The 23,230-nt window shown below is 44.1% G+C and carries 23 protein-coding genes; 5 read left to right on the forward strand and 18 right to left on the reverse strand.

From position 1 onward, the window contains the following. The coding region (locus KKA81_11815) for a hypothetical protein (protein ID MBU2651614.1) at window positions 1-248 on the reverse strand (248 nt) is incomplete at its 3' end. A gap of 201 nt (window positions 249-449) precedes the next feature. Here KKA81_11815 and KKA81_11820 point away from each other — a divergent pair. Beyond that, window positions 450-1,187, forward strand: a complete 738-nt coding sequence (locus tag KKA81_11820) for a T9SS type A sorting domain-containing protein (GenBank protein MBU2651615.1) — start codon at window positions 450-452, stop codon at window positions 1,185-1,187. Window positions 1,188-1,260: 73 nt separating this feature from the next. Here KKA81_11820 and metK read toward each other — a convergent pair whose 3' ends face one another. From metK to KKA81_11835, 3 genes are all read right to left on the reverse strand, one after another. Then, window positions 1,261-2,562, reverse strand: coding sequence for a methionine adenosyltransferase (gene metK / locus KKA81_11825; protein ID MBU2651616.1), 1,302 nt, complete (start codon window positions 2,560-2,562; stop codon window positions 1,261-1,263). A 65-nt stretch (window positions 2,563-2,627) separates the two neighbouring features. Further along, window positions 2,628-3,566, reverse strand: coding sequence for a gliding motility-associated ABC transporter ATP-binding subunit GldA (gldA, locus tag KKA81_11830; protein ID MBU2651617.1), 939 nt, complete (start codon window positions 3,564-3,566; stop codon window positions 2,628-2,630). 36 nt (window positions 3,567-3,602) lie between these two features. Then, complete coding sequence (locus tag KKA81_11835) at window positions 3,603-4,322, reverse strand: hypothetical protein (GenBank protein MBU2651618.1); 720 nt, start codon at window positions 4,320-4,322, stop codon at window positions 3,603-3,605. A 158-nt stretch (window positions 4,323-4,480) separates the two neighbouring features. Here KKA81_11835 and rplM point away from each other — a divergent pair, with 158 nt between their 5' ends. From rplM to tsf, 4 genes are all read left to right on the forward strand, one after another. Then, complete coding sequence (gene rplM / locus KKA81_11840; protein MBU2651619.1) at window positions 4,481-4,927, forward strand: 50S ribosomal protein L13; 447 nt, start codon at window positions 4,481-4,483, stop codon at window positions 4,925-4,927. Between the two features lie 14 nt (window positions 4,928-4,941). Then, window positions 4,942-5,328, forward strand: coding sequence for a 30S ribosomal protein S9 (rpsI, locus tag KKA81_11845; GenBank protein ID MBU2651620.1), 387 nt, complete (start codon window positions 4,942-4,944; stop codon window positions 5,326-5,328). Between the two features lie 107 nt (window positions 5,329-5,435). Further along, window positions 5,436-6,347, forward strand: a complete 912-nt coding sequence (rpsB, locus tag KKA81_11850; GenBank protein MBU2651621.1) for a 30S ribosomal protein S2 — start codon at window positions 5,436-5,438, stop codon at window positions 6,345-6,347. Between the two features lie 36 nt (window positions 6,348-6,383). Further along, window positions 6,384-7,220, forward strand: coding sequence for a translation elongation factor Ts (gene tsf / locus KKA81_11855; GenBank protein ID MBU2651622.1), 837 nt, complete (start codon window positions 6,384-6,386; stop codon window positions 7,218-7,220). A gap of 46 nt (window positions 7,221-7,266) precedes the next feature. Here the strand turns inward: tsf and KKA81_11860 are convergent, their stop codons facing one another. From KKA81_11860 to mraZ, 14 genes are read right to left on the reverse strand one after another with little or no spacing between them, the layout of a single operon-like run. Further along, window positions 7,267-7,716 (reverse strand): GatB/YqeY domain-containing protein, encoded by a 450-nt coding sequence (locus KKA81_11860; GenBank protein ID MBU2651623.1) that lies wholly within the window; start codon window positions 7,714-7,716, stop codon window positions 7,267-7,269. Between the two features lie 32 nt (window positions 7,717-7,748). After that, window positions 7,749-9,311, reverse strand: a complete 1,563-nt coding sequence (gene ftsZ, locus KKA81_11865; protein MBU2651624.1) for a cell division protein FtsZ — start codon at window positions 9,309-9,311, stop codon at window positions 7,749-7,751. Window positions 9,312-9,350: 39 nt separating this feature from the next. Beyond that, complete coding sequence (gene ftsA, locus KKA81_11870) at window positions 9,351-10,652, reverse strand: cell division protein FtsA (GenBank protein ID MBU2651625.1); 1,302 nt, start codon at window positions 10,650-10,652, stop codon at window positions 9,351-9,353. A gap of 4 nt (window positions 10,653-10,656) precedes the next feature. Then, on the reverse strand, window positions 10,657-11,439 hold the full coding sequence (locus KKA81_11875; protein ID MBU2651626.1) for a hypothetical protein: 783 nt from the start codon (window positions 11,437-11,439) through the stop codon (window positions 10,657-10,659). Further along, window positions 11,436-12,797, reverse strand: a complete 1,362-nt coding sequence (locus KKA81_11880) for a UDP-N-acetylmuramate--L-alanine ligase (protein MBU2651627.1) — start codon at window positions 12,795-12,797, stop codon at window positions 11,436-11,438. The genes KKA81_11875 and KKA81_11880 overlap by 4 nt, the downstream gene beginning before the upstream one ends. Further along, a complete protein-coding gene (gene murG, locus KKA81_11885) occupies window positions 12,794-13,924 on the reverse strand; it encodes an undecaprenyldiphospho-muramoylpentapeptide beta-N-acetylglucosaminyltransferase (GenBank protein ID MBU2651628.1) in 1,131 nt (376 codons plus the stop codon). Before murG ends, KKA81_11880 begins: the two co-directional genes overlap by 4 nt. After that, window positions 13,899-15,065, reverse strand: coding sequence for an FtsW/RodA/SpoVE family cell cycle protein (locus tag KKA81_11890; protein MBU2651629.1), 1,167 nt, complete (start codon window positions 15,063-15,065; stop codon window positions 13,899-13,901). The genes murG and KKA81_11890 overlap by 26 nt, the downstream gene beginning before the upstream one ends. Window positions 15,066-15,079: 14 nt before the next feature. Continuing rightward, the gene (murD, locus tag KKA81_11895; protein MBU2651630.1) at window positions 15,080-16,423 is read right to left on the reverse strand and encodes a UDP-N-acetylmuramoyl-L-alanine--D-glutamate ligase; all 1,344 of its coding nucleotides are present in this window, start codon (window positions 16,421-16,423) and stop codon (window positions 15,080-15,082) included. A gap of 7 nt (window positions 16,424-16,430) precedes the next feature. After that, window positions 16,431-17,666: a phospho-N-acetylmuramoyl-pentapeptide-transferase gene (gene mraY / locus KKA81_11900; GenBank protein MBU2651631.1), complete on the reverse strand. Its 1,236-nt coding sequence runs from the start codon at window positions 17,664-17,666 to the stop codon at window positions 16,431-16,433. Window positions 17,667-17,671: 5 nt separating this feature from the next. Then, entirely contained in the window at window positions 17,672-19,135 is a 1,464-nt protein-coding gene (locus tag KKA81_11905; GenBank protein ID MBU2651632.1) for a UDP-N-acetylmuramoyl-L-alanyl-D-glutamate--2,6-diaminopimelate ligase, read from the reverse strand. Window positions 19,136-19,139: 4 nt separating this feature from the next. Beyond that, entirely contained in the window at window positions 19,140-21,245 is a 2,106-nt protein-coding gene (locus KKA81_11910; GenBank protein ID MBU2651633.1) for a transpeptidase family protein, read from the reverse strand. Window positions 21,246-21,251: 6 nt separating this feature from the next. Then, on the reverse strand, window positions 21,252-21,623 hold the full coding sequence (locus KKA81_11915; GenBank protein MBU2651634.1) for a hypothetical protein: 372 nt from the start codon (window positions 21,621-21,623) through the stop codon (window positions 21,252-21,254). Further along, entirely contained in the window at window positions 21,620-22,513 is an 894-nt protein-coding gene (gene rsmH / locus KKA81_11920; GenBank protein MBU2651635.1) for a 16S rRNA (cytosine(1402)-N(4))-methyltransferase RsmH, read from the reverse strand. The genes KKA81_11915 and rsmH overlap by 4 nt, the downstream gene beginning before the upstream one ends. Window positions 22,514-22,519: 6 nt before the next feature. Beyond that, complete coding sequence (mraZ, locus tag KKA81_11925; GenBank protein MBU2651636.1) at window positions 22,520-22,978, reverse strand: division/cell wall cluster transcriptional repressor MraZ; 459 nt, start codon at window positions 22,976-22,978, stop codon at window positions 22,520-22,522. Window positions 22,979-23,230 lie beyond the last annotated feature (252 nt).

Here is a 23,230-nt window from a genome sequence, read left to right on the forward strand (position 1 = left end):
ATACCGTAATAATTTAAGCGCGAAACGGAAGCAGTATTTTCATAATCATCACCACCGTGATATTCAATAATGGCAACATCATGTCCGTTGGCAATCAGTTCATCGGCTCCCATGGCGGCTCCAGGGCAGTACTGACACCAGGTGCCGGTGCCGATTTCAACGATGACCATATCACGTTCCACCTGCTGAGCGGTTGTTCCTGAATAGAGAAGGACCAGAATACTTAATAGAAGGATAATTTTTTTCATGCGAGTCTTGTTTAATAGAATACCGGTTTCCCGGTAATTTAAGTATGTTAATAGTTGTATTCGTAAAAGTGGACAAAATTAGCAAAATATTGGTTGGCTGAATGATGAGATTTTTTTTAATTACAAATCTGTATACTTCAATACAATAATTATTTGTATTTTTGCACGATTATTGCAATTGTTACAGAAAATTTTAACGCTATGAAAAAACTCTTACTATTCTTGTTTGCTGTTTGTCTTGCCTCCGTTAGTTTCAGCCAGGGCAACCTTACTTTATCCAATGATAATGGACCTATACCGGATCATGGCAATGTTCTGATCATTGGAGATCCGGCCGACGAAGAAATCGTGGCTCACATATTTGTCACGAATAATTCTGTTCACCCCATAGATGTTATGGTATTCAGAAGGCAAACCTCTATGGCTTCCGATAGTTCATGGAGTCAGTTTTGCTGGGGAGCTTGTTTTGGACCCGACACGGATACATGTTTGTTCCCGATCTCTATCGATGCCGGTGCAACGAATACAGCCGACTTTTCCGGTCATTATCATCCCAAACAGGCTATTGGTTCAGGCATGATAACCTATGTATTTTATGATGGTAGCAATATGGCTGATTCTGTAGCAGTGAATGTTGAGTTCAAAGCTTCACCTGCCGGATTTAGCGAATCCTTTATAGAAGGGATCCGCATTTCGGAAGTTTACCCCAACCCTGCTAACAATGCTGCCTATATTGATCTTGAGATTCCTGCTGATGCAGGCTCTGCCAGTATAATGGTGTCAAACCTGCTGGGTTCACAGGTGAAAAACATTGAGGTTAATAATTTAAGTGGAAAGCAAAGGATTGAAACCGGTGACCTTAAAAACGGATTATATTTCTGCACAGTTAAGGTAAATGGCCAGGTAGTCAGTACCCGGAGGATGATCGTTAATCACTGATTGATAGATTAAGAAATTAAAAAAAGCCTTGAGCGTTATCGCGCAAGGCTTTTTTTTATGGGGGTATTTGGCATTAAATACCAAATTCCTTTTTTATGGTTTCAACATAATCGAGTTTTTCCCAGGCAAAGTATTCAATGGTTTTATAGAATTTCTCTTTACCGTTAACCCTTTTCACAGATGTCTGATCATCCTGATAATAGACTTCCACTTCTCTGGTAAAAGGCGTCCGGCCGAAATGTCCGTAAGTGGCAGTAGGTAAAAAGATTGGGTTCTTAAGTCCAAACCGTTTTATGATGGCATAAGGTCTGAGGTCGAATATTTCGAGAAGTCTATCTGCTATATCACCGTCGCTCATCATTTTCCCATCGGATGATCTGGCCTTTCCTGTACCATAAGTATTAACATACAGTCCTACGGGTTTGGCAATACCAATTGCATAGGCAACCTGAACAAGCACTTCGTCTGCGACGCCTGCTGCAACAAGGTTTTTGGCGATATGTCGCATGGCATATGCTGCGGATCGGTCAACTTTTGATGCATCCTTTCCTGAAAAGGCACCGCCTCCATGAGCTCCTTTGCCACCATATGTATCAACGATGATTTTTCTTCCCGTGAGTCCGGTATCTCCATGAGGGCCTCCGATTACAAATTTGCCTGTAGGGTTGACAAATAACTTGAAATCTTTCCGGAACAGGGCTTTTTCCCTGTCGGAAAGAGTTGAGATTACTCTGGGAATAAGAATATTCCGGATGTCTTTGGTGATCTGATCCTGCATGCGTTTTTCATCATCAAAATCATCATGCTGGGTTGAGATAACGATGGTATCTATCCTGACAGGCTTATTGTTTTCATCATATTCTACAGTCACCTGAGATTTGGCATCCGGCCGGAGATAGTTCATTTCCTTTCCTTCTCTTCTGATGGCAGCCAGTTGCTGCAGAAGAATGTGAGCCAGTTCCATGGGTACAGGCATAAGGTTATCCATTTCCCTTGAAGCATATCCGAACATCATGCCCTGGTCTCCTGCACCCTGGTCTTCCGCTTTTTCCCGTTCAACACCCTGGCGGATATCCTGCGACTGTTCATGTATGGCGTTAAGGATGCCACATGATTCAGCCTCGAATTTATAGGCAGCTTTTGTATAGCCTATATTCCGGATCGTATTTCTTGCAATTTCATCAATGTATACGTAGGAGTTTGTTCTGACTTCTCCGCTGCAAACAACCAATCCGGTTGTTACCAGTGTTTCGCAGGCAACTTTGGCATTCGGATCATTTCTCAGAAACTCGTCCAGCAAGGCATCGGATATCTGATCCGCTACTTTGTCAGGATGTCCCTCCGAAACCGATTCAGAAGTAAATAAATATCCCATGATCTTATGAATTAAAAATTTTGATTAGCGTTTCTGTTAAAAAAATGAATAGGCAAAAGTAAACATTACTGATTATCAGTGGGGGGAGAATCTTCATTTTTTGTTAACATCTGGAATACTTCCTCAAGCTTTTTTGTTTGCTTGTTCATCGACAGGACTTGATTTTTGTGCGATACAGCGAGCTGGAAAATATCGGGCCGGATGTCGTGATGGCTATCGGAACTGAGTTCCCATACCTGTTTGCCAAGATGTTTTATTTCTTTAACATTGGGTATTTTATTAAGCTGTTCCAGCGTGACAGGATCACTGAATTCAACTGTGATAATATCCACGCTGGAGGCAAGATGACCAAGGTTTTCCGTTGTTTCATCCGCAACAATTTTTCCGTTGTGAATAATAATCACCCGGTCACAAATAGCTTCTACCTCCTGCATAATATGGGTGGAAAGCATGATGGTTTTTTGCGTACCCAGATTTTTGATGAGGTTCCTTATCTCAAGCAACTGGTTTGGATCAAGGCCTGAAGTCGGTTCATCCAGGATGAGCACATCGGGATTGTGCAGCAGGGCTTGTGCCAGTCCAACGCGCTGACGGTAGCCTTTGGATAAAGCTCCTATTTTCTTTCGTTGTTCTTTTTCAAGACCGGTGAGAGAGATCATAGCGGAAATTTGATCCTTGTTATTCCCTTCCATCCTGTAAATACCGGCAATGTATTGCAGATATTCCCTAACATACATGTCCAGATAAAGAGGGTTGTTTTCAGGCAGATATCCTACACTTTTTCTTACCTCAACTGGGTTTTCCATTACATCAAATCCATTAACGGTTGCAGTGCCGGATGTAGGAGGGATGAAGCATGTGATGATCTTCATGAGAGTGGATTTTCCGGCACCGTTGGGCCCAAGCAATCCAACAACCTCACCTGCTTTAATATTGATGGAGACCTGATCAAGGGCTTTTTGCTGACCGTAGATTTTCGTGATATTCTCAGCGATGATGGACATGAACCTTAATTTTGAACAGCGAAATTAATAAAAAAGTTAAAGGTGACGGAGTTTTCTGATCCTTACAACATACAGTATGATACCCAGGAGGATGACTCCCTGGCCTATCCAGAATATCCACCAGGGGAACTCCCGGGGAATAAACAAAGAAGAATGTTCCAGTATGGCTTGTGGCTCAGAAAATGTAAGCAGGTTTTTCACCGTAAACTTCTCCAGCATGTACTGAGCATATCCAGTTGTATAGGAAAGGATTACGATAAGGGAGCCTGTGATAAGAAGTGTCCATTCTCCGGGAAACAGAGGCAAGGGATTTTTTTTGGCAGGGGGTAATAGTATCACCATGGCAAGCATGATCATTGAAAGTGAGTTTATCAGGGGCGCAACCACGGGACCGAACCAGGGAACAGGCAGAAGGAATAAGATGTCCCAGGTCATGAAATTTTCCGGCCAGCCAAGGAGTATCTTTAGAAATACGTAATAGAAAATGTCCCAAATGGCAAAGGAAAAAAGAAAGTATGCAAAACGGCCGGTAAATTTGTTTGCGGCTAAGACACTCACCATCAATAACATGATCAGAGTAGCCGCTTCTCTGAGCAGTTCGGTTATTCCATGAATTCCCGTGACTGGTACCAAAGGGAATTCAAATCCTCCCGGATAGTATATAGTTCTGAGATAAACCACAACAGCCGTTTCCAGGAATGCCATGGCTATAGAGAAACCTAATACGCGGAGAATATTTTTCTCTGTGAGGATCATTCTCATAAGTGATTTCAAAGTTAAGTCATTAAAATGAAAAATTTTGAAACAACAGACCTTCATATTTTATTGTAAGGAAATTTTGCAAATAGAAAATTAAGTTCTAACTTTGCACCCCATTTTCAGGGAGAAATGAAAGACCTGTAATACAAGACAGAATGGATACATTGAGTTACAAGACGATCAGTGCCAATAAGGCAACGGTAAATAAGGAATGGTTGCTGATAGATGCGACCGGGCAAACGGTTGGAAGACTGGCGACCCAAATTGCGGTTTTATTAAGAGGAAAGCACAAGGCGTATTTCACACCTCATGTTGATTGTGGTGATAATGTTGTGGTTATCAATGCTGAGAAGGTGGTTTTCACCGGTCAGAAGCTAACCGACAAGGAATATGTCAGGTATACAGGTTATCCGGGGGGGCAGCGTTTCCGCACTCCGCAGGAAGTTCTGGCAAAGAAGCCTGAGTTCATCCTGGAGAATGCTGTAAGGGGAATGCTTCCAAAGAACAAACTTGGGAGGCAGCTTTTCCGTAATTTATATGTTTATGCCGGGCCTGAGCACAAGCAGGAAGCCCAGCAACCAAAGGAATTTAAATTAAGTTAAGATATTTTATCAAAATGGACGTAATCAACGCGATAGGTAGGAGAAAGACTGCTGTTGCCAGGATTTACCTGAAAGAAGGAAATGGTTCTATCACCATAAATAAAAGGGATTTCAAGGAATATTTTCCCAGCGGTACACTGCATTATGTTGTGCAGCAGCCATTTGAGCTCACACAAACTCTCAGCAAATATGATATTGCCGCAAGTATTGATGGTGGTGGCATCACAGGGCAGGCTGAAGCATTGCGTCTAGCCATTTCCAGAGCCCTGGTAAAAATTGATCCTGAATACCGGGCTTTGCTTAAACCCAAGGGATTACTCAGAAGAGATCCCCGTATGGTGGAGAGAAAGAAATTTGGTCAGAAAAAGGCCAGGAAGAGATTCCAGTTCAGCAAACGTTAATCACAAACTGTTGGATTGAGTTTAGTATCTAAACCTGCAAGACCATCGCGGCTGCGTTGCTACCTGCAGGTTGTTTTAAATGAATGTAAACAATTAAATTAAATTTCATGGCACGAACAACTTTTGAAGAATTGTTGGACGCAGGCGTTCACTTTGGGCATTTAAAAAGAAAATGGAACCCGAATATGGCGCCTTACATTTTTATGGAAAGAAATGGCATCCACATCATTGACCTTTACAAAACCATTGCAAAAATTGAGGAAGCTGCTTCGGCTATGAAGCAGATCGCAAAATCGGGCAAGAAAGTCCTATTTGTTGCGACAAAGAAACAAGCCAAGGATATTGTTGCCGACCACGTAAAAAGAGTCAATATGCCCTTCGTTACTGAGCGTTGGCCCGGTGGTATGCTTACCAATTTTGCCACTATCCGCAAAGCCGTCAGGAAAATGTCATCCATCGATAAAATGATGACCACAAACACATGGAAAAACCTTTCCAAAAGGGAACGGCTTCAGATCACCCGTGAAAGAGCGAAGCTTGAAAAGCAATTGGGAAGTATCGCCGACCTGAATCGCCTGCCATCTGCGTTGTTTATTGTTGATATCAACAAAGAAAAGATTGCTGTTGCTGAAGCGAAAAAACTTAACATTCCTACTTTCGCATTGGTCGATACAAACACCGATCCCAAAAAGATCGATTTCCCCATTCCTGCAAACGACGATGCTTCAAAATCAATCTCCATTATCGTGAAAATAATGGTTAATGCTATTGAAGAGGGGCTCACAGAGCGAAAAATGGAACGTGATAAAAAGGCTCATGATGAGGAAATGGACGCCGATGCTGAAACGGATGAACACGGCAGGAGATTTGACGAAATGGATGAGTTTGAAGATGAAGATAGCAAGGCCAAGAAAGAAAGCGAAGCACGTATCACCAAGATGAAAGACAGGGATGATGACAACAGTATGAAAGGTGGCGGTAAGAGACCCAGGAAACCTGTTACCAAATCCAAAAAGTAAAAACCTTTTATATATTACCCTTAAATCTTTTTTATTATGACAAAAATCACAGCAACCGAAGTAAATAACCTTCGCCAGATTACCGGTGCCGGTATGATGGATTGTAAAAAAGCCCTTGAAGAGAGTGGGGGTGATGTTGAAAAAGCTATCGAAATACTCAGGAAAAAAGGTCAGAAAGTAGCATCCAAAAGGGCTGATAAGGAAGCCAGGGAAGGAATCGTCATTGCTATGACCAATGATTCCCATACGTTCGGGATGGTCGTTAAGGTGAATTGCGAAACTGATTTTGTTGCAAAGAATGCCGATTTTGTTCAGTTTGTGAATGATATTGCAAATAAAGCCATTCAGTCTGCTCCCAAATCAGTGGATGCTCTTAAAGCCCTTGATCTGAACGGAAGAACGATCGAAGAAAACCTGACCGATCAGGTAGGAAAAATCGGGGAAAAAATCGAAATCAACGGCTATGAATGCATTGATTCTCCGGCAGTATATGCATACAACCACATGGGGAATAAACTTGCTACCATTGTTGGATTCAACAAAGCGGGAATCAATGGGATGGATGAAATCGGTAAGGAAATCGCCATGCAGGTTGCAGCCATGAATCCTGTTGCTGTCGATAAAGACGATGTTGATGAGAAAATTATCGAGAAGGAAATCGAAATTGGCAAGGAACAGGCACGCCAGGAAGGAAAGCCGGAAGAAATGCTCGAAAAGATCGCCCTGGGCAAACTGAATAAATTCTACAAAGAAAATACTTTGCTCAACCAGGATTTTGTCAGGGATACCAAGAAAACCGTCAAACAGTATTTGAGTGAAAAAGATAAAGACCTGATGGTTATGGGTTTCAAACGGCTTATGCTGGGAGAATAAGACTTTTGTATATAAAAAAAAGGTCAGGCATTGCCTGGCCTTTTTTTTATGAAAGCAGTTCTTTCACAATCTCCGATATTACCTTGTTATCAGCCTTTCCTGCAAGCTTTTTACTTGCGGCACCCATAACCCTGCCCATGTCTCTGATGCCGGAGGCACCGGTTTCCCGGATGATTTCCCCAACAATTTCCCGTAGTTTTTCCGGGCTGATCTGTTCAGGAAGGTACTTCTCAATGATTTCTGCCTGAAACTCTTCTTCCTCAGCAAGGTCAGGACGGTTCTGGGAACGGTAGACCGCTGAGGATTCCTTTCGCTGTTTTACCAGCTTTTGAAGGATTTGCATCTCAACGGTTTCTGAAACTTCCCCTCCGGATTTTTTTTCTGTCATAGCCAGCAGCAAGGCTGCCTTAATAGCTCTCAACGCTTCAAGTTTACGTGATTCGCGTGCCAGCATGGCCGCTTTGATATCCTGATTTATCTGCTCTGTCAAACTCATGGCTGATGAAATTTTTGAATTACTCTGTAAAATTAATCAACATTATCATGCAGATAAGGGTTGTCTTGCTTTAATTCGATCTTGTCGTCATCGGTTTTTTCCAGGCTGTATCTCGAAATGATCTTCTCTTCCGATGGCTTGGTGTCGGAAAGCAGGACATTTCTGCGGAGGTAAGCCGGTTCCTTCTCCAACTCTGCAAGCCCCGAATTGGTTTTAATCTGCATGCTCATGGATTTGAGACGGGCAACTCTTTCCTGTTTCCTGATTTCCATATCGTCCAGCTCCTTTGGCTGTGATTTGGTTTCTTTATAAAGGATCTCAGGAGTATCATGATTATCAAATAAATGCCCGGATTTTTTCTCAGTGTTGGAAGATGGTTGGGTGCTGCGTTTCTTCTCAATATCATTCGAGTCATCCTCAAGAGTGAAGTATATCTTTCCCTGTGTTCCGGGATCTCTCGGTAGGTTCGTCTCACGGGCTACCGGGGTTGATTTGGTGATAAGCCTGATCTCTTCCAGGGGTGCCTCTATCGGAACATTTTTTTTGATTTCTTCGGGTTTTTTCTCTTCTTCCAGGAAGATGATCTTTTTTTCCGGTTTTTGTTCCAGTTCGTTTTTATCGAATCCTGTGGCAACAACGGTAATGTTGATTTTATCGCCCAGGCTTTCGTCGTGACCGGCTCCCCAGATGATCTCTACTTCGGATCCTGTTTTTTCAATGATGTATTCGGTGATTTCGGTTATTTCATCCATAGAGAGTTCTTTTTGCCCGGACGACAAGTAAAGCAGGATGTTATGTGTTCCTCTGATATCATTGTCGTTCAGCAGGGGAGAGGTCAGAGCCATTTCTATGGCTTTTCTTGCGCGTTCTTCACCTTCAGCACTGCCGGTACCCAGCAAGGCTACACCACTGTTTTTCATGACCGTGTTTACATCTTTGAAATCAATATTTACGTACGCTTTCACTGTGATGATCTCCGCGATACCCCGGGCAGCGGTAAGCAAAATATTGTCGGCCTCCGCGAATGCTTTGGATAAGGGCAGGTCACCATAAATTTGTCGTAGCTTATCGTTGCTGATGATCAGTACGGCATCGCAATGCTTCCTGAGTTCGGCGATTCCCTCAATGGCTTGTTTCTTCCTTTTCCTTCCCTCAAATGCAAAAGGGATGGTAACGATGGCCACCGTAAGGATCTTTTCAACATCGTCATCATCAAGGTTGATTTCCTTTGCTATCCTGGCAATCACCGGAGCAGCACCGGTTCCTGTTCCTCCGCCCATTCCTGCGGTGATAAACAGCATCTCTGTATTATGGGACAGCAGTTCCCTGATCTCATCCGATTTATCTTCGGCAGCTTTCTTCCCGACATTGGGGAGGGATCCGGCACCGAGTCCTTTCTTACCCAGATGGATCTTATTGGGTACAGGACTCATTTCCAAAGCCTGCATGTCGGTATTGCATACGATGAAATCAACATCCTTGATCCCTTGACGGAACATGTGATTAACGGCATTGCTTCCGCCGCCTCCAACACCCATCACCTTAATGATAGACGATTGGTTCTTGGGTTGAACAAAATTGAGCAGATCTTCCATAGCTTCAGGCATTTTTGGTTACGTTTATCATTTTATATATTATTCTAATTCATCCCCTTCAAACCATCCTTGTATCCTTTCCAGGAAACCGATCGGGCGGAACGGTTTTTTACCTTTCTGGACTTTGGAAGGGGTTTTGTCATCGCTTTGTTTTTCCTGTCCTTTCATTTCCTTCTTCCTTTCTCTTTCAAAACGGCTGATGCCTTCAATAACAAGGCCAATGCCTGTGGCGTACATCGGACTTGCCATTTCATCAGGCACTTCATTTGACAGGTGTTCGTTCGGATAACCTATGCGGGTGGCCATCCCGGTCATGAACTCTGTCAACTGAGCCACGTGTTTCAGGATGGCACCTCCTCCGGTAAGCACGATACCCGCTATCAGCTTTTTCTCATATCCCGAATTCCTGATTTCGTAATAAATATGCTCAATAATCTCCTCCATCCTGGCCTGGATAATATGAGCAAGGTTTTTAAGGGTAATCTCCTTGGGTGGCCGGCCGCGCAAACCGGGAATAGCAACGATTTCTTCTTCGCGGTTCTCGCTTGCAAGGGCAGATCCAAATTTTACTTTAAGATCTTCTGCGTATTTTTTAATGATTGCACACCCCTCCTTCACATCCTCCGTGATGATATCACCACCAAAAGGTATTACAGCCGTATGTCGAAGGATTCCATCCTGGAAGATGGCAATATCGGTTGTGCCGCCACCAATATCAACGAGGACTACTCCGGCTTCTTTTTCTTCATCGCTAAGGCAGGCCTCGGCAGAAGCTATGGGCTCCAGGATGAGACCAACAACTTCCAGTCCGGCCTTTCTTACACATTTATAAATGTTTTGTGCGGCCGCAGTTTGCCCTATGATGATGTGAAAATTGGCTTCCAGCGTATTTCCCAGCATCCCGATGGGTTGCTTGATGCCCTGTTCGGCATCAATGATATACTCCTGGGGGATCACGTCTATGATCTCCTCACCAGGATTCATATTAAGATTGAACATGTTGCTGTGCAATGTCTCAATATCTTCCTGGCTGATCTCCTCCTCAATATTCTTACGGATGATGCTCCCATGGTGCTGGAGGCTCTTGATGTGCTGCCCCGCTATCCCTACATTAACATAGCGGATCTTTACATCGGAGCGCTGCTCAGCCATCTCAACAGCTGTCTGAATGGAACGGACAGTATACTCGATATTGGAAACAACCCCTCGTTTAACCCCGAACGATTCTGTCTTCCCATATCCAAGTATTTCAATTTTCCCGTGTTCATTTTTTCTGCCCACTATGGCCGCAATCTTGGTTGTCCCAATATCCAGGCCTACAATTATATCCGATTTACTCATAGTTTTACATTTTTGAACAAACGATCTGGTCTTTGAATTTCAGGTTAATACTTTTATATTTATCCCATCCTTCCTTCATCATCCCTTGACGGTAAAAGTTTTCCAGTTTAATGATCTTTTCTTCCATATCGCGGAAACTGCCGAAGATAATCACCTGCCTGCCAACCTTCGGAATCAGTTCAACTTCTTGTTTCTCTGTTATATAGATTTGTTCTATCATTGGATTAAGCAAGGTATTGTTCTGTATTTTTTCATACAGCAAAAATATATTCCTGATTAACTCGCCATTACGCAATGTATCAATAGATATCAACGATTTACCCTTGGTTTCGATGTCGGGTATATGACCGTTGGCAATGATTACGTGGCCTGCGTTTCCGGCAGGGGCTCTGAAGAGGATTCCGTCGGGATCGGCATAATAATCTTTCTGACTCTGTGTATAAACCCTCATTATGGGTTCACGTTGCCTTACATAAATGTGAAGTGTTCCTTCCATGTCGGAATAAGCGCCCGTTTGTACAACCTGTCCCAGGCCTCCAAGTACTTTATTTATCCTGACAAAATCAAAGGAGTTTACCGTTTTTCCTTTAAATTCTCCGCATTGGGATTGCAACAATTTACGAAGCTGGTCAGGGCGCAGCAGAGTGTCGCTACCCGGGTAATCAATATGGATACTGAGATCGTTACAGGTTGTCTGGTTGTGGTTTTTCTTTGAAAACGACAATAACAGGATCACTCCCGCTCCGGCGAGAATCCAGATTATGGTTTCTATGGCCTTTCTGATCATTTTCCTTTTGTTAATAATTGTTGTAATGGTTCAACCAGTAAATCTATGTCTCCGGCACCAAGGGTCAGTAAAACCTCCGGTTTTTTTTCTGCAATAACTCCGGGAACATCTTTCTTTGGGCAAATCATTCCTGGTATCCGCTTTATCTTATCCAGGATCATCCCCGAATCCACTCCCTCTATAGGAAGTTCCCGGGCAGGGTAGATGTCTAAAAGTATGACATCATCGAGAAGTTCAAGACTTGCTGCGAACTCGCCCGCAAAATCCCTTGTCCTGCTGAAAAGATGAGGCTGAAATATTCCGGTGACCTTCTTCCCGGGATACAATTCCTTGACTGCAAGGATACACGCTTTCAACTCTTCCGGATGATGGGCATAATCGTCAATGTATACTGTATCCTGTGTGCGTACCCTGTAATCAAAACGTCGTTTGACTCCGGTATACGATTCCAATGCGTTGGTTATATCCATGGTACTGCAACCGGCCAGGAAAGCTGCATAGGCTGCTGCCAGGGCATTTTCAATATTAAAACGGCCGGGTGTCTGAAGCCTGACGTCATGCAATTTAAAGTCACCCGGTCCTGATGCATCGAAAACAAAACGATGGTCTTCAATTCTGTAGGACTCAACTTGTACCTGTGAATTCAGGCTGAAGCCGTATGTTATTGAATGGATATGATCTGCCGGTAGTTGTCCGGCTTTTTCATTAATAACAAGGTAACCGCCATCCGGTATTTTTTTTGAGAACTCCAGGAAAGCTTCCCTCAACCGGCCATGATCACCGTAAATATCCAGGTGGTCGGCATCCATGGCGGTGATAATGGCAATTTCAGGATTCAGAGTAAGGAAAGAGCGGTCATATTCATCGGCTTCCACAATGTACCAGGAAGGATTTTCTTCCAGAACAACATTGCTGTTGTAGTTTTTCATGATTCCACCGATAAAGGCTGAAATTGGGATGCCTGATGAATGCAGAATATGAGCAAGCATGGAAGAAACCGTTGTTTTCCCATGTGTCCCCGCCACGGCAAGAGTGGATTTTCCCTGGGTGAGAAGTCCGAGGATTTCCGAACGTTTCAAAACAGGGGTTCCTTGATTTTTTAGCTGGTTTAATTCGTTGTGGTTCCATGGGATGGCGGGTGTGATAACTACCAGGTCTATTGCAGAAGGAAGTGTCGACGGATCATCTTCGTAATGAATATTGATTCCTTCTTTTTCAAGTTCAGCGGTGAGATCAGTCTTAACCCTGTCATAACCTGCCACCTTAACCCCTGCCTGATGAAAATACCTGGCCAGTGCGCTCATGCCTATGCCGCCAATACCAAGAAAATATACCATATGCAGGTTGCTCAGGTTCATTTTTTAAGTATTTTCAGAATTTCATCGGCTATCCTGGAAGCTGAATCTTTAACAGCCAAACCGGCAATATTTCTTGCCAGTTCTTTTTGTCGATGTATGTTTTGGGTTGTCTCCAGGATGGCAGGTTTGAGGTTCTTATTCAATTCATGATCAGCCACCACGATGGCTGCATTCTTTTCTGCAAGTGCCCTTGCGTTTTTCATTTGATGATCTTCTGCCGCAGTAGGCAGCGGAACCAGTATAGCGGGTTTTCCTGCGATACACAGTTCGGAGATGGCTATAGCTCCGGCTCTCGATACCACTATATCAGCAGCGTTATAAGCCTGTTCCATCATCTGGATAAAAGGCAGGGCTTTGACATATTTTCCGCTGTCAGGCTTCAACCTTTCAATGATTTCACAAGCTTGCGGATAAAAAACCGGACCTGTCTGCCAGATCAACTGTATATTGTTGTCGGTAAGATCCCCCAGTATCCGGCTTATAGCCTGATTAACCGACCGGGCTCCCTGGCTCCCGCCAACAATAAGTACTGTAGTTCTGCCTGGCTCCAGCCCAAAATATTTTAATCCTTCATCCTTGCTTCCCTTGTTTTCCAGGATGTTAACCCTCACAGGATTTCCTGTAAAAACGATCTTATCTGCAGGAAAATACTTTTCCATTCCCTCATATGCCACACAAATCCTGGATGCTTTACCCGCCAGCATCCTGTTGGTGATCCCCGGGAAGGAGTTTTGTTCCTGGATCACTGTGGGTATTCCCAGTGAAGCTGCCATTTTCAATGTAGGACCGCTGGCATAACCGCCGGTACCGATAACAACATCGGGGTTGAATGTCTTGATTATTTTCCTTGCTATGAGCATTGACCATACGACCTTGAGCGGGAACAAGATGTTTTTCACGCTTATTTTTCGTTGCAAACCGCTAATCCATAACCCTTTTATCGGATATCCTGCCTGGGGTACTTTTTCCATTTCCATCCTTCCCCTGGCACCGATAAACAGAATTTCCGGTTTTCCGGTTTTGAAAGAAAGGGCTTCTGCAATGGCTATTGCCGGGAAGATATGCCCCCCGGTGCCTCCACCGCTGATGATGAACCGGTACTTATGCTGTTGCAAGTTCTGTTGCATCTTCTTCCATTTGTTTATCAGTTTCTTTGCTAACGCTAAGAATAATTCCAATCGCAACCGATGTAAACCATATCGATGTTCCTCCCATACTGACCAGAGGCAAAGGTTGCCCGGTTACAGGAAGCAGGTTGACGGCTACCGCCATATTGACCATTGCCTGGAAAACCAGGCTGAAGCCTACTCCGAACGTCAGTAATGCCCCGAAATTCAAGGGGGCCTTCGTAATTATCCTCACCACCCGGAAAAACAAAATCAGGTAAAGCAATACCAGAAATGCTCCTCCCAAAAGTCCATATTCCTCTACAATGATTGCATAGATAAAGTCAGAGTAAGGATGTGGCAGGAAATTCCGCTGTGTGCTGTTACCCGGCATTTTCCCGAACAATCCCCCGGATGCAATGGCAATCTTCGATTGTTCCACCTGGTAATAATCCCCGTCCGATTGCTTGTCTTTGTCGAAAAAGCTTTCTATACGGTTTACCCATGTTTCCATCCTGGGAAGAATCCCTGGTGAGACTTTTCCGATCAAAAATGCAAAAGCCATCGCTACAATCACTATTCCAATGAAGTACGAGATAAGCCGGAAACTTACCTTGCCAATGAACATAAGGATGAGGGAGCTTGAAAACAGCAAGGCGGCAGTACTGAAATTGGCCGGAAGGATGAGTGCACAAACGATCAGGGTTGGCAGGAACAGGTACAATCCTGCTGTTTTAAAATTCCTGATATCTATATCTTTCCGGGTTAGATTTCTGGCAAGGTACATTATTAAAGTGAGCTTTGCCAGGTCGGAGGTCTGGAAAGTAAGGTGAAAAGGCAAGGGCAAAACCCGCTTTGCATCATTCAGATTAAGGCCCATGAACAGGGTGAGAATCAGCAAAGGTATAGCAACATAGAGGGCAACCTGGAATATCCGGGAAAAGTATGTAAACTTTACTCTGTGGGTAAAATACATCAAAACGAAGCCCATTACAAGAATGAACAGATGTTTGAGCATATAGTATTCGGTATTTCCCTGCTGTTTTACATAGGCAAGAGCCCCGGTAGAACTGTAAACTGCCAGCAGGGAAAGGATGGACAAAATAATAACAACAGCCCAAATAACCCTGTCGCCCCGAATATTTTTCAAAATCCTGTTCATTGTTAATGCATGTATTATAATTGCCTTACGGCTGCCTTGAACTGGTTTCCTCTGTCGATATAGTTTTCAAAAAGGTCGAAGCTGGCACAAGCCGGTGAGAGCAGTGTGATATCCCCCTTTTCACCCAGATATAAAGCATAGCGCACGGCTTCTTCCATTGAACGTGTTTCTACGATGGTAATGGGAAGACTTGAGAACGCATTGTAAATCTTAGTGTTATCCACTCCAAGGCAAATGATGGCTTTTACTTTCTGCCTGACAAGGTCAAGCAGGTAGCTGTAATCGTTTCCTTTATCCTGGCCTCCTGCTATCCAGATCACTTTACGCTGCATACTCTCAAGTGCATACCATGAGGAATTGATATTTGTGGCTTTGGAATCGTTAATGAATTCAATCCCCATAATATTAGCCACGAATTCCAGGCGGTGCTCGACGTTTTGAAAATCAGCAAGACTAGCCTTGATATTGTCCTTGCGGATTTCCAGGAGACGTCCGGCTATAGCCGAAGCCATAGAGTTGTAAATGTTGTGTTTACCTTGCAATGCTAACATTTCCATTGTCATGTTAAAAGGTTTTGATTGTACATTTATAATGATCTGGTTATTTTCCATCCATGCCCCTTCCGAATTCAGCTTATCCTGAATAGAGAAAGGGTACATTTTCGATCTGACATCCCTTTTTTGCAATCCCTGCTGAATGGTTTCATCATCGGCGCAGTAAATCAGAGCTTCCATGGGGCCCTGGTTTTGTGTGATCCTGAATTTTGCATCTGCATACAGTCCGAAATCATACCGGTAGCGGTCGAGATGATCGGGAGTGATATTAAGCAGTACCGCGATATCGGCTTTGAAACGAAACATGCCATCAAGCTGGAAACTGCTGACTTCCAGGATGTAAAGGTCATAATCCTTTTCAGCTACCATCATCGCAAAACTGTTTCCTACATTACCCGCCAGTCCTGCATTCAGTCCTGCATTCCTGCAGATGTGATGAGTGAGGAGAGTGGTTGTGGTTTTCCCGTTGCTGCCTGTGATGCATACCAGTTTTGCTTGTGTGTATCTCGCTGCAAATTCCAGTTCAGAGATTACCGGGATGCTCATCCTGGCAGCTTCCCTGATTACGGGTGCTGTGTCAGGTATACCAGGACTTTTCATGATCTCTCCGCCTGACAGGATCAGGGGGAAAGAGTGTTTCTCCTCTTCAAAAGGGATATCAAGATGTAAAAGAACGTTTTTGTACTCGTCACGTATCTTTCCGGCATCTGAGACAAAGGCTGAAAGGCCTTTTTTCTTTGCCAGGACTGCTGTTCCGGTTCCACTTTCTCCTGCTCCGAGTATGACGATATCGTAAGATTTCATTCAATGTTTATCTGAGTTTCAGGGTTATTATGGCAAAAACTGCCAGCATGATCCCAACAATCAGGAATCGCTGTACTATTTTGGGCTCAGGATAACCTTGCAGCTGGAAATGATGATGCAGTGGCGACATCCTGAATATTCTTCTGCCCGATCCATATTTTCTTTTAGTATATTTAAACCAGGAAACCTGCAGGATTACTGAAAGACTTTCCACCAGGAATATCCCGCAAAGGATAGGGATCAACAGTTCCTTACGGATAAGTATGGCAAAAACTGCGATAATGCCTCCGATCGACAAGCTTCCTGTATCACCCATGAAGACCTGCGCCGGGTAGGCATTATACCAAAGGAATCCTATACAGGCCCCGACAAACGCGCTGATGTATATGGTCAGCTCACCGGTGTTCGGTATATACATTATGTTGAGGTAATCGGCAAAAATGATGTTGCCGCTGACCCAGGCAAGTATGCCAAGGGTGGCTCCGATGATGGCCGATGTTCCTGTAGCCAAACCATCCATCCCATCGGTGAGATTGGCTCCATTCGATACAGCCGTGATGATCAGGATTACTATTGGGATGAAAATAAGAAAGGCGTATTTTCTTGCTCCATCCCCTATCCAGGAAATAAGTATGGCATAGTCAAACTCGTTATTTTTAAAAAATGGGATTGTAGTCTTTGTCGATTTCAACTCATCCTGGGAATCCTGGATATATTCGTCAGGGATCGCTCCCTGGGATATGGTTGTTGCAGCAAGCGGTTCCTCCCTGATCACCACGGATTCGTTAAAATACATGGTAAGCCCTACAACCAATCCAAGAATGACCTGTCCGGCTACTTTATATTTTCCTGCAAGTCCTTTTTTATTCTTTCTGAACACCTTAATATAGTCATCCAGGAATCCGATCATGCCCAACCAGAGTGTAGTGAATATCATGAGCAGGATATACACATTCAGGAGTTTTGCAAACAGAAGGGTAGGCAACAGGATGGCTGCCAGAATGATCAATCCTCCCATGGTAGGAGTGCCTTGTTTTTCAAGTTGTCCCTCAAGGCCAAGATCGCGGATGGTTTCTCCAACTTGTTTGCGGTTCAGGAATTTGATCCATGTTTTTCCGAAAAACATTGAAATGATCAATGAAAAGATCACAGCCATGGCAGCCCGGAAAGAAATATACTGGAATACCCCCGCACCGGGGAAGTTGCAGCATTTTTCCAGATAGTCGAACAAGTAGTATAACATGGCCTTTACATTTTGATTTCCAGAAATTCCATTATTATTTGTTTATCGTCAAAGGGGTGTTTCACACCCGCGATCTCCTGGTATTTTTCATGTCCTTTCCCGGCAACCAGGATGATATCGTTGGGTTTTGCCAGGGAGCATGCCGTTTTAATAGCCTCCTTCCGGTTGGTTATTGCCAGGGCAAAGCGTATTCTTGTAGGGTCAATGCCTTTCTGCATTTCAGCGATGATGGTATCCGGATCTTCCGACCGGGGGTTGTCGGAGGTGAGGATGACCCGGTTGCTTTTTGTAGCGGCGATGCCGGCCATCAGGGGCCGTTTTTCCCTGTCACGGTCACCACCGGCACCGACCACGGTTATAAGCTGCTCATTGCCGGTCCTCATCTGGTTAATAGCATCCAGGATGTTCTCAAGAGCATCGGGCGAATGTGCATAATCAACAATGGCAATCACATTGTTTTCTGAGACCAGGGTGTTGAACCGGCCTTCAGCAGGTTCCAGCTCGCTCAGCCGGAGGATGACCTCTTCTTCATCAAGATTAAGCAACGAAGCACAGGCAAATACGGCGACTATATTGCTTGCGTTGTAATGGCCTGTGAGCTTTACCCAAACTTCCCTATCTTGCACCATTAAAAGAGAACCGTGAAAATGTGATTCCAGGATGCGCCCCCGGAAATCATAATATCCTTTTATACCATAATATAATTTACGTGCTTTCGTGTTTTGCAGCATAACCTGTCCGTTCCGGTCGTCACCATTGCTTAATGCAAAAGCGTGTACAGGCAGGTAATCGAAGAATTTCTTCTTAGTCTCCAGGTATGCTTTGAATGTCTTATGGTAATCAAGGTGATCGTGGGTCAGGTTTGTAAAAATACCTCCTGCGAAATTTAAACCTGCAATGCGATGCTGATCAATGGCATGGGAACTGACTTCCATGAAAGCATACTCACATCCTTCGTCTACCGCTTTCCTCAGAAACTTATTCAGTGCCAGAGGGTCTGGAGTGGTGTGGGTGGCACCGAAGACATTTTCGTTGATGAGGTTGTTAATGGTGGATAGCTTTGCGCATCCATAGCCGGATAAACGGAACAACTTGTGAAGCAGGGTAACAATGGTTGTTTTGCCATTGGTTCCGGTAACTCCAACCAGCTTCAGGGAATGGGAGGGGTTATGATAATAATTTGCAGCCATAATTCCCAATGCTTTCTGGCTGTTGGCAACTTTTACATAGGTTATTCCGGACTGAATATTCGCGGGGATATCTTCACAGATTATCGATTTGGCTCCCCGGTCTATAGCCTGATCAATAAAGCGATGCCCATCAGAGAGGCTTCCTTTAACGGCGACGAATGCCTCATCACGGTTCACTTTTCGGGAGTCAAATGATAACCCGGCCACAGGGATCACCGTGGTTCCGATAACCTCCTCAATGCTGACGCCAAATAATATTTCCATCAATGTCCGGGTCATCTGTTCAGGTTGATAGTTTTAATGTGATTGTTCTGCCTTTTTCAATAATGTTTCCCGAAGGGATCGACTGTTCGGTCACAATCCCTCTGCCTTGTATCCGGGTTTTCAAACCAAGGTTCTCCAGTAGGTAAACCGCATCCCTGGCCTTCATTCCCTTTACATTCGGAACGATACCCGGGATCACACGCCGGGGAAGATATTTTATGTTGTGCTTTTGTCCTTTTGCCACTATCCATTCAGTATGCCTGCTTGCAGTGTCAATTTCTATCCCAAGTTGGGTGAAGATTTCATCAAGATCATGGTGGAGTCCGATGGTATACGCAGGCTGGGCAAGGTGCCCAGTATCAATATCTTCTATTGGGAGCATTGCAGAAGCATAAATCTTATCGGCAATTTCTTTGAATACAGGAGCTGCAACCGAACTGCCATAGTAGTAGCCTTTCCTTGGATCGTTTACCAGGACTATACACGAGTATTTAGGATCGTCGGCGGGGAAATAGCCTACAAAGGACGAATTGTAGACTTTATTTCCATATCCTTTATTTTTATCGGCAATACGGGCTGTTCCGGTTTTTCCGGCAATTTTATAGGGTGCATTTCGTATAATGGTCGCTGTTCCCCGTTCTACAACACCTTCGAGCAATGACCTAACCGAATCAACCGTACGGCGGGAACATATTCTGTCATCCAGGATCTCCGTTTTGAACCTTTCTATGGTTTTTCCTGAACTTTTAATTTCTTTCACAAACATGGGTTTGACCATGGTCCCGTTGTTTGCTATGGCATTATAGAAGGTAAGCATCTGCAAGGGTGTCATCATGACTTCATAGCCATAAGACATTACCGGTAGTGTTGTTCCATACCAGTTTTTCTTGTCAGAAGGGTCTTTTACAACAGGAGTACCTTCACCTTTAATTTCAACTCCAAGGGGTTCATGAAGGTGCATGTCTTTCAAATGCTCCACAAATTGTTTGGGATTGTCTGAATAGGCTGCATCAATGAGTTTGGAAATCCCGACATTGGAAGATTTTTCAAATGCCTCTCTTACGGTGATTTTTCCGTCTCCAATTTTTTTTACGTCCTGAACGGTATGGCCATAGTAGGTTGTCCATCCATCACCAACGTCAACGATATCGGTGAGTTTTACTTTTTTATCTTCCAGGAGTGCGATGATGGAGGCTAATTTGAAAGTTGAACCCGGTTCTACAATTTCGCCTATGGCGTAATTATAAAGTTCTTCATATCTGTCTTTTTTCTCATTTAATCTCAGGTTAGCAATGGCTTTTATTTCTCCGGTTTCGACCTCCATGACCACGGCGCAACCCTGAAAAGCCTGATTTTTAATAAGGGTTTTCATCAAAGCCGATTCTGCGATGTCCTGATAATTAATATCGATGGTCGTGATGATATCTTTTCCATTATCAGGTTCGACCTGGTTTTCATCCTGAACAGGCATCCAGTCGCCATGACTAAGTTTCCGGTGCAGTTGAACCCCGTTTCGTCCTGCCAGATATTCGCTGTAAGAGCCTTCGAGTCCGACAAAAATGCCTTCCTCTTTTACTTCAAATCCTATGGTTCTGCGGGCCAGGTTGTCAAAAGGCATGATACGGCGGGTGTACGAACGGGTTATAAGGCCTCCTTTATACTTGCCATTCCTGAAAATGGGGAACTCCCGGAGTTTTTTAAGTTCGTTGTAGGTAACGTTTTTCTTTATCAGGAAATAGCGGTTACCCTTTTCTCTTGCTTTGATCAGAGATGATTTGTATTCAAACTTGCTTTTATCTCCGAATAATCCGGCCAGTGCGGCAGCCAGGGAATCAACCTTTTGTGAGAACATTTGCTTGCTGATCAGCGGGGAGGCAACATCCATGCGTACTTCAAATATCGGGACGGAGACGGCCATCATGCTCCCATCACTCGACATAATATTTCCCCGGTTTGCCTCAATGGTAAAATACCTTAACTCCTGCTCCTGGGCTTTCTGGATGAGTTCGGGGCCCTCGGCAACCTGGATGTAAATGACTTTCAAGACAATAGCTATGCCGAGGAGGATGATCCCCGCGTAAACAAGATAAACTCTCTTTAATATGGTCTTCCGTCCGTCTGTCATTTCCCGTTAATCTTCTATGATGATTTTCCCTGGAGGGGTAGTAGATGCTTTGATCCCATCCTTTTCCAGGAATTTAACCAGTGACGATTGCTTTTTTTGTCCCATAAGTGCCGAATGAGTGGAGATATATTCGAATCTCAATTCTTTCAGTTCATCCCGCATATCGTCCATTTTCCGGATTTTTCTTTCGGCATAATAGGTATTCGCGATATATATAATTGCCAGGAGGGTCAGATAAAGGATGAAAGGCAGAAGACGGGTGGCATTTTTCCTTGTAAGAAACCTGCCACCCAGTACCTCCTGCGCTGATTTGCCTAACCCACTGGAAACGTTTGTGGCGTCTTCAATCTTTGGTTCAATATGTTTGTTAGCATTCATATCTTTTCTGCAATTCGCATTTTGGCGCTTCTCGACCGGGGGTTGCGCTTTAATTCATCAATTCCCGGTGTTACCGGTTTCCGGCTTATTTGTCTGAAGGGTGAAGAGCTATGGCCGAAGAAATCTTTTTCGGCTTCACCTTTTTCGTTGCCTGCTTTCATGAAGTTCTTTACCATCCTGTCTTCCAACGAGTGATAGGAGATTACCACCAGCCTTCCGCCCGTTCGGATCACTTCCATACATTGATTCAGGAAAGCCAACAGGCTGCCGCTTTCATCGTTCACTTCCATGCGGATGGCCTGAAATACTTGCCCATTAAATTTATTAACCAGATTCTTCGGGGCTCTGACTCCGGCAATTTCAGCCAGTCTCCCGGTAGTATCAATGGGAGTTTCATCCCTCGCTTCAACGATGGCTTTTGAAAGTGACCTGGCATGCCGGATCTCACCAAAGTCGGAAAAGATCCTGGTAAGCTCCTCTTCAGAGTAATGGTTGACAACAAACCAGGCATCCTTTTCCTGATTCCTGTCCATCCTCATATCCAGTTTTTCGTCGAACCTAAGGGAAAAGCCCTTTTCAGGGGTGTCGATCTGAAAAGAGGATATACCCAGATCGGCCAGGATCCCACTCACGGGGATAGCATTATGATACCTGAGGAAGTTTTTCAGATACCGGAAATTAGCATGGATCAAAAGGAAACGTTCATCCTGAATACGGTTAGCAGCAGTGTCCTCATCCTGGTCGAAAGCGATCAGCCTTCCATTATCGATATGCTTCAGGATGGCAGCAGAGTGACCGCCACCGCCGAAGGTGGCGTCAACATAAATGCCATTGGGGTCGGTGATAAGCCCATTTATGGCTTCCTCAAGTAATACTGCCTGGTGAAACATATTCCTTTATTCAATGTCAAGATCTCCCATGACTTCTTCAGCCAGGTCGGCAAATTCATCGGGATCGTAATCGATTGTCCGCTCATACTCTGCCTTGTCCCAAACCTCGATCTTGTTCACCACCGATGCCAGAACCACATCCTTGTCAATGCCCGCGTAAACCACCAGGTCTTTCGGAATAAGCAACCTTCCTGTTGAATCCAGCTCGGTTGACTTTACTCCCGACATGAACTTCCGGATGAAATCCACATTCTTCTTTTTGAACCTGCTAAGCTTATTTATGCGCTGGCTTTCCTGGTTCCACTCATCCATAGGATACAATTCGAGACACTTTCTGAAGATACTGCGCTTGATCACAAAGCCTTCTGCCGCAGACTCTTTCAGCTGGTTTTTGAACGCTACAGGAAACATTAACCTCCCTTTTGCATCCACTTTACACTCGTATGTCCCGATGATATTGGCCACTTCCCGCTAAATAATGCGTAAATATAAGGAATAGTTTACCACTTTTTACCACTTTTTACCACTTTTTTTTAAAAATGGTTACGATATTTTTCAACATTATGTTAATAATAGCGGGGAATACAGGAGGCCGGAACATAAAGTAGTAAGGTAAAGTATTGTAATTTAATACTTTACACATGTACTTTAAAAATGCTCCCGGAAGCATTTTTTGGAAGAATAGTTGTAATTTTGTTATTGTAACAGATTTAGGAA

It is taken from the genome of Bacteroidota bacterium (genome assembly GCA_018831055.1).
Lineage (GTDB): Bacteria > Bacteroidota > Bacteroidia > Bacteroidales > B18-G4 > M55B132.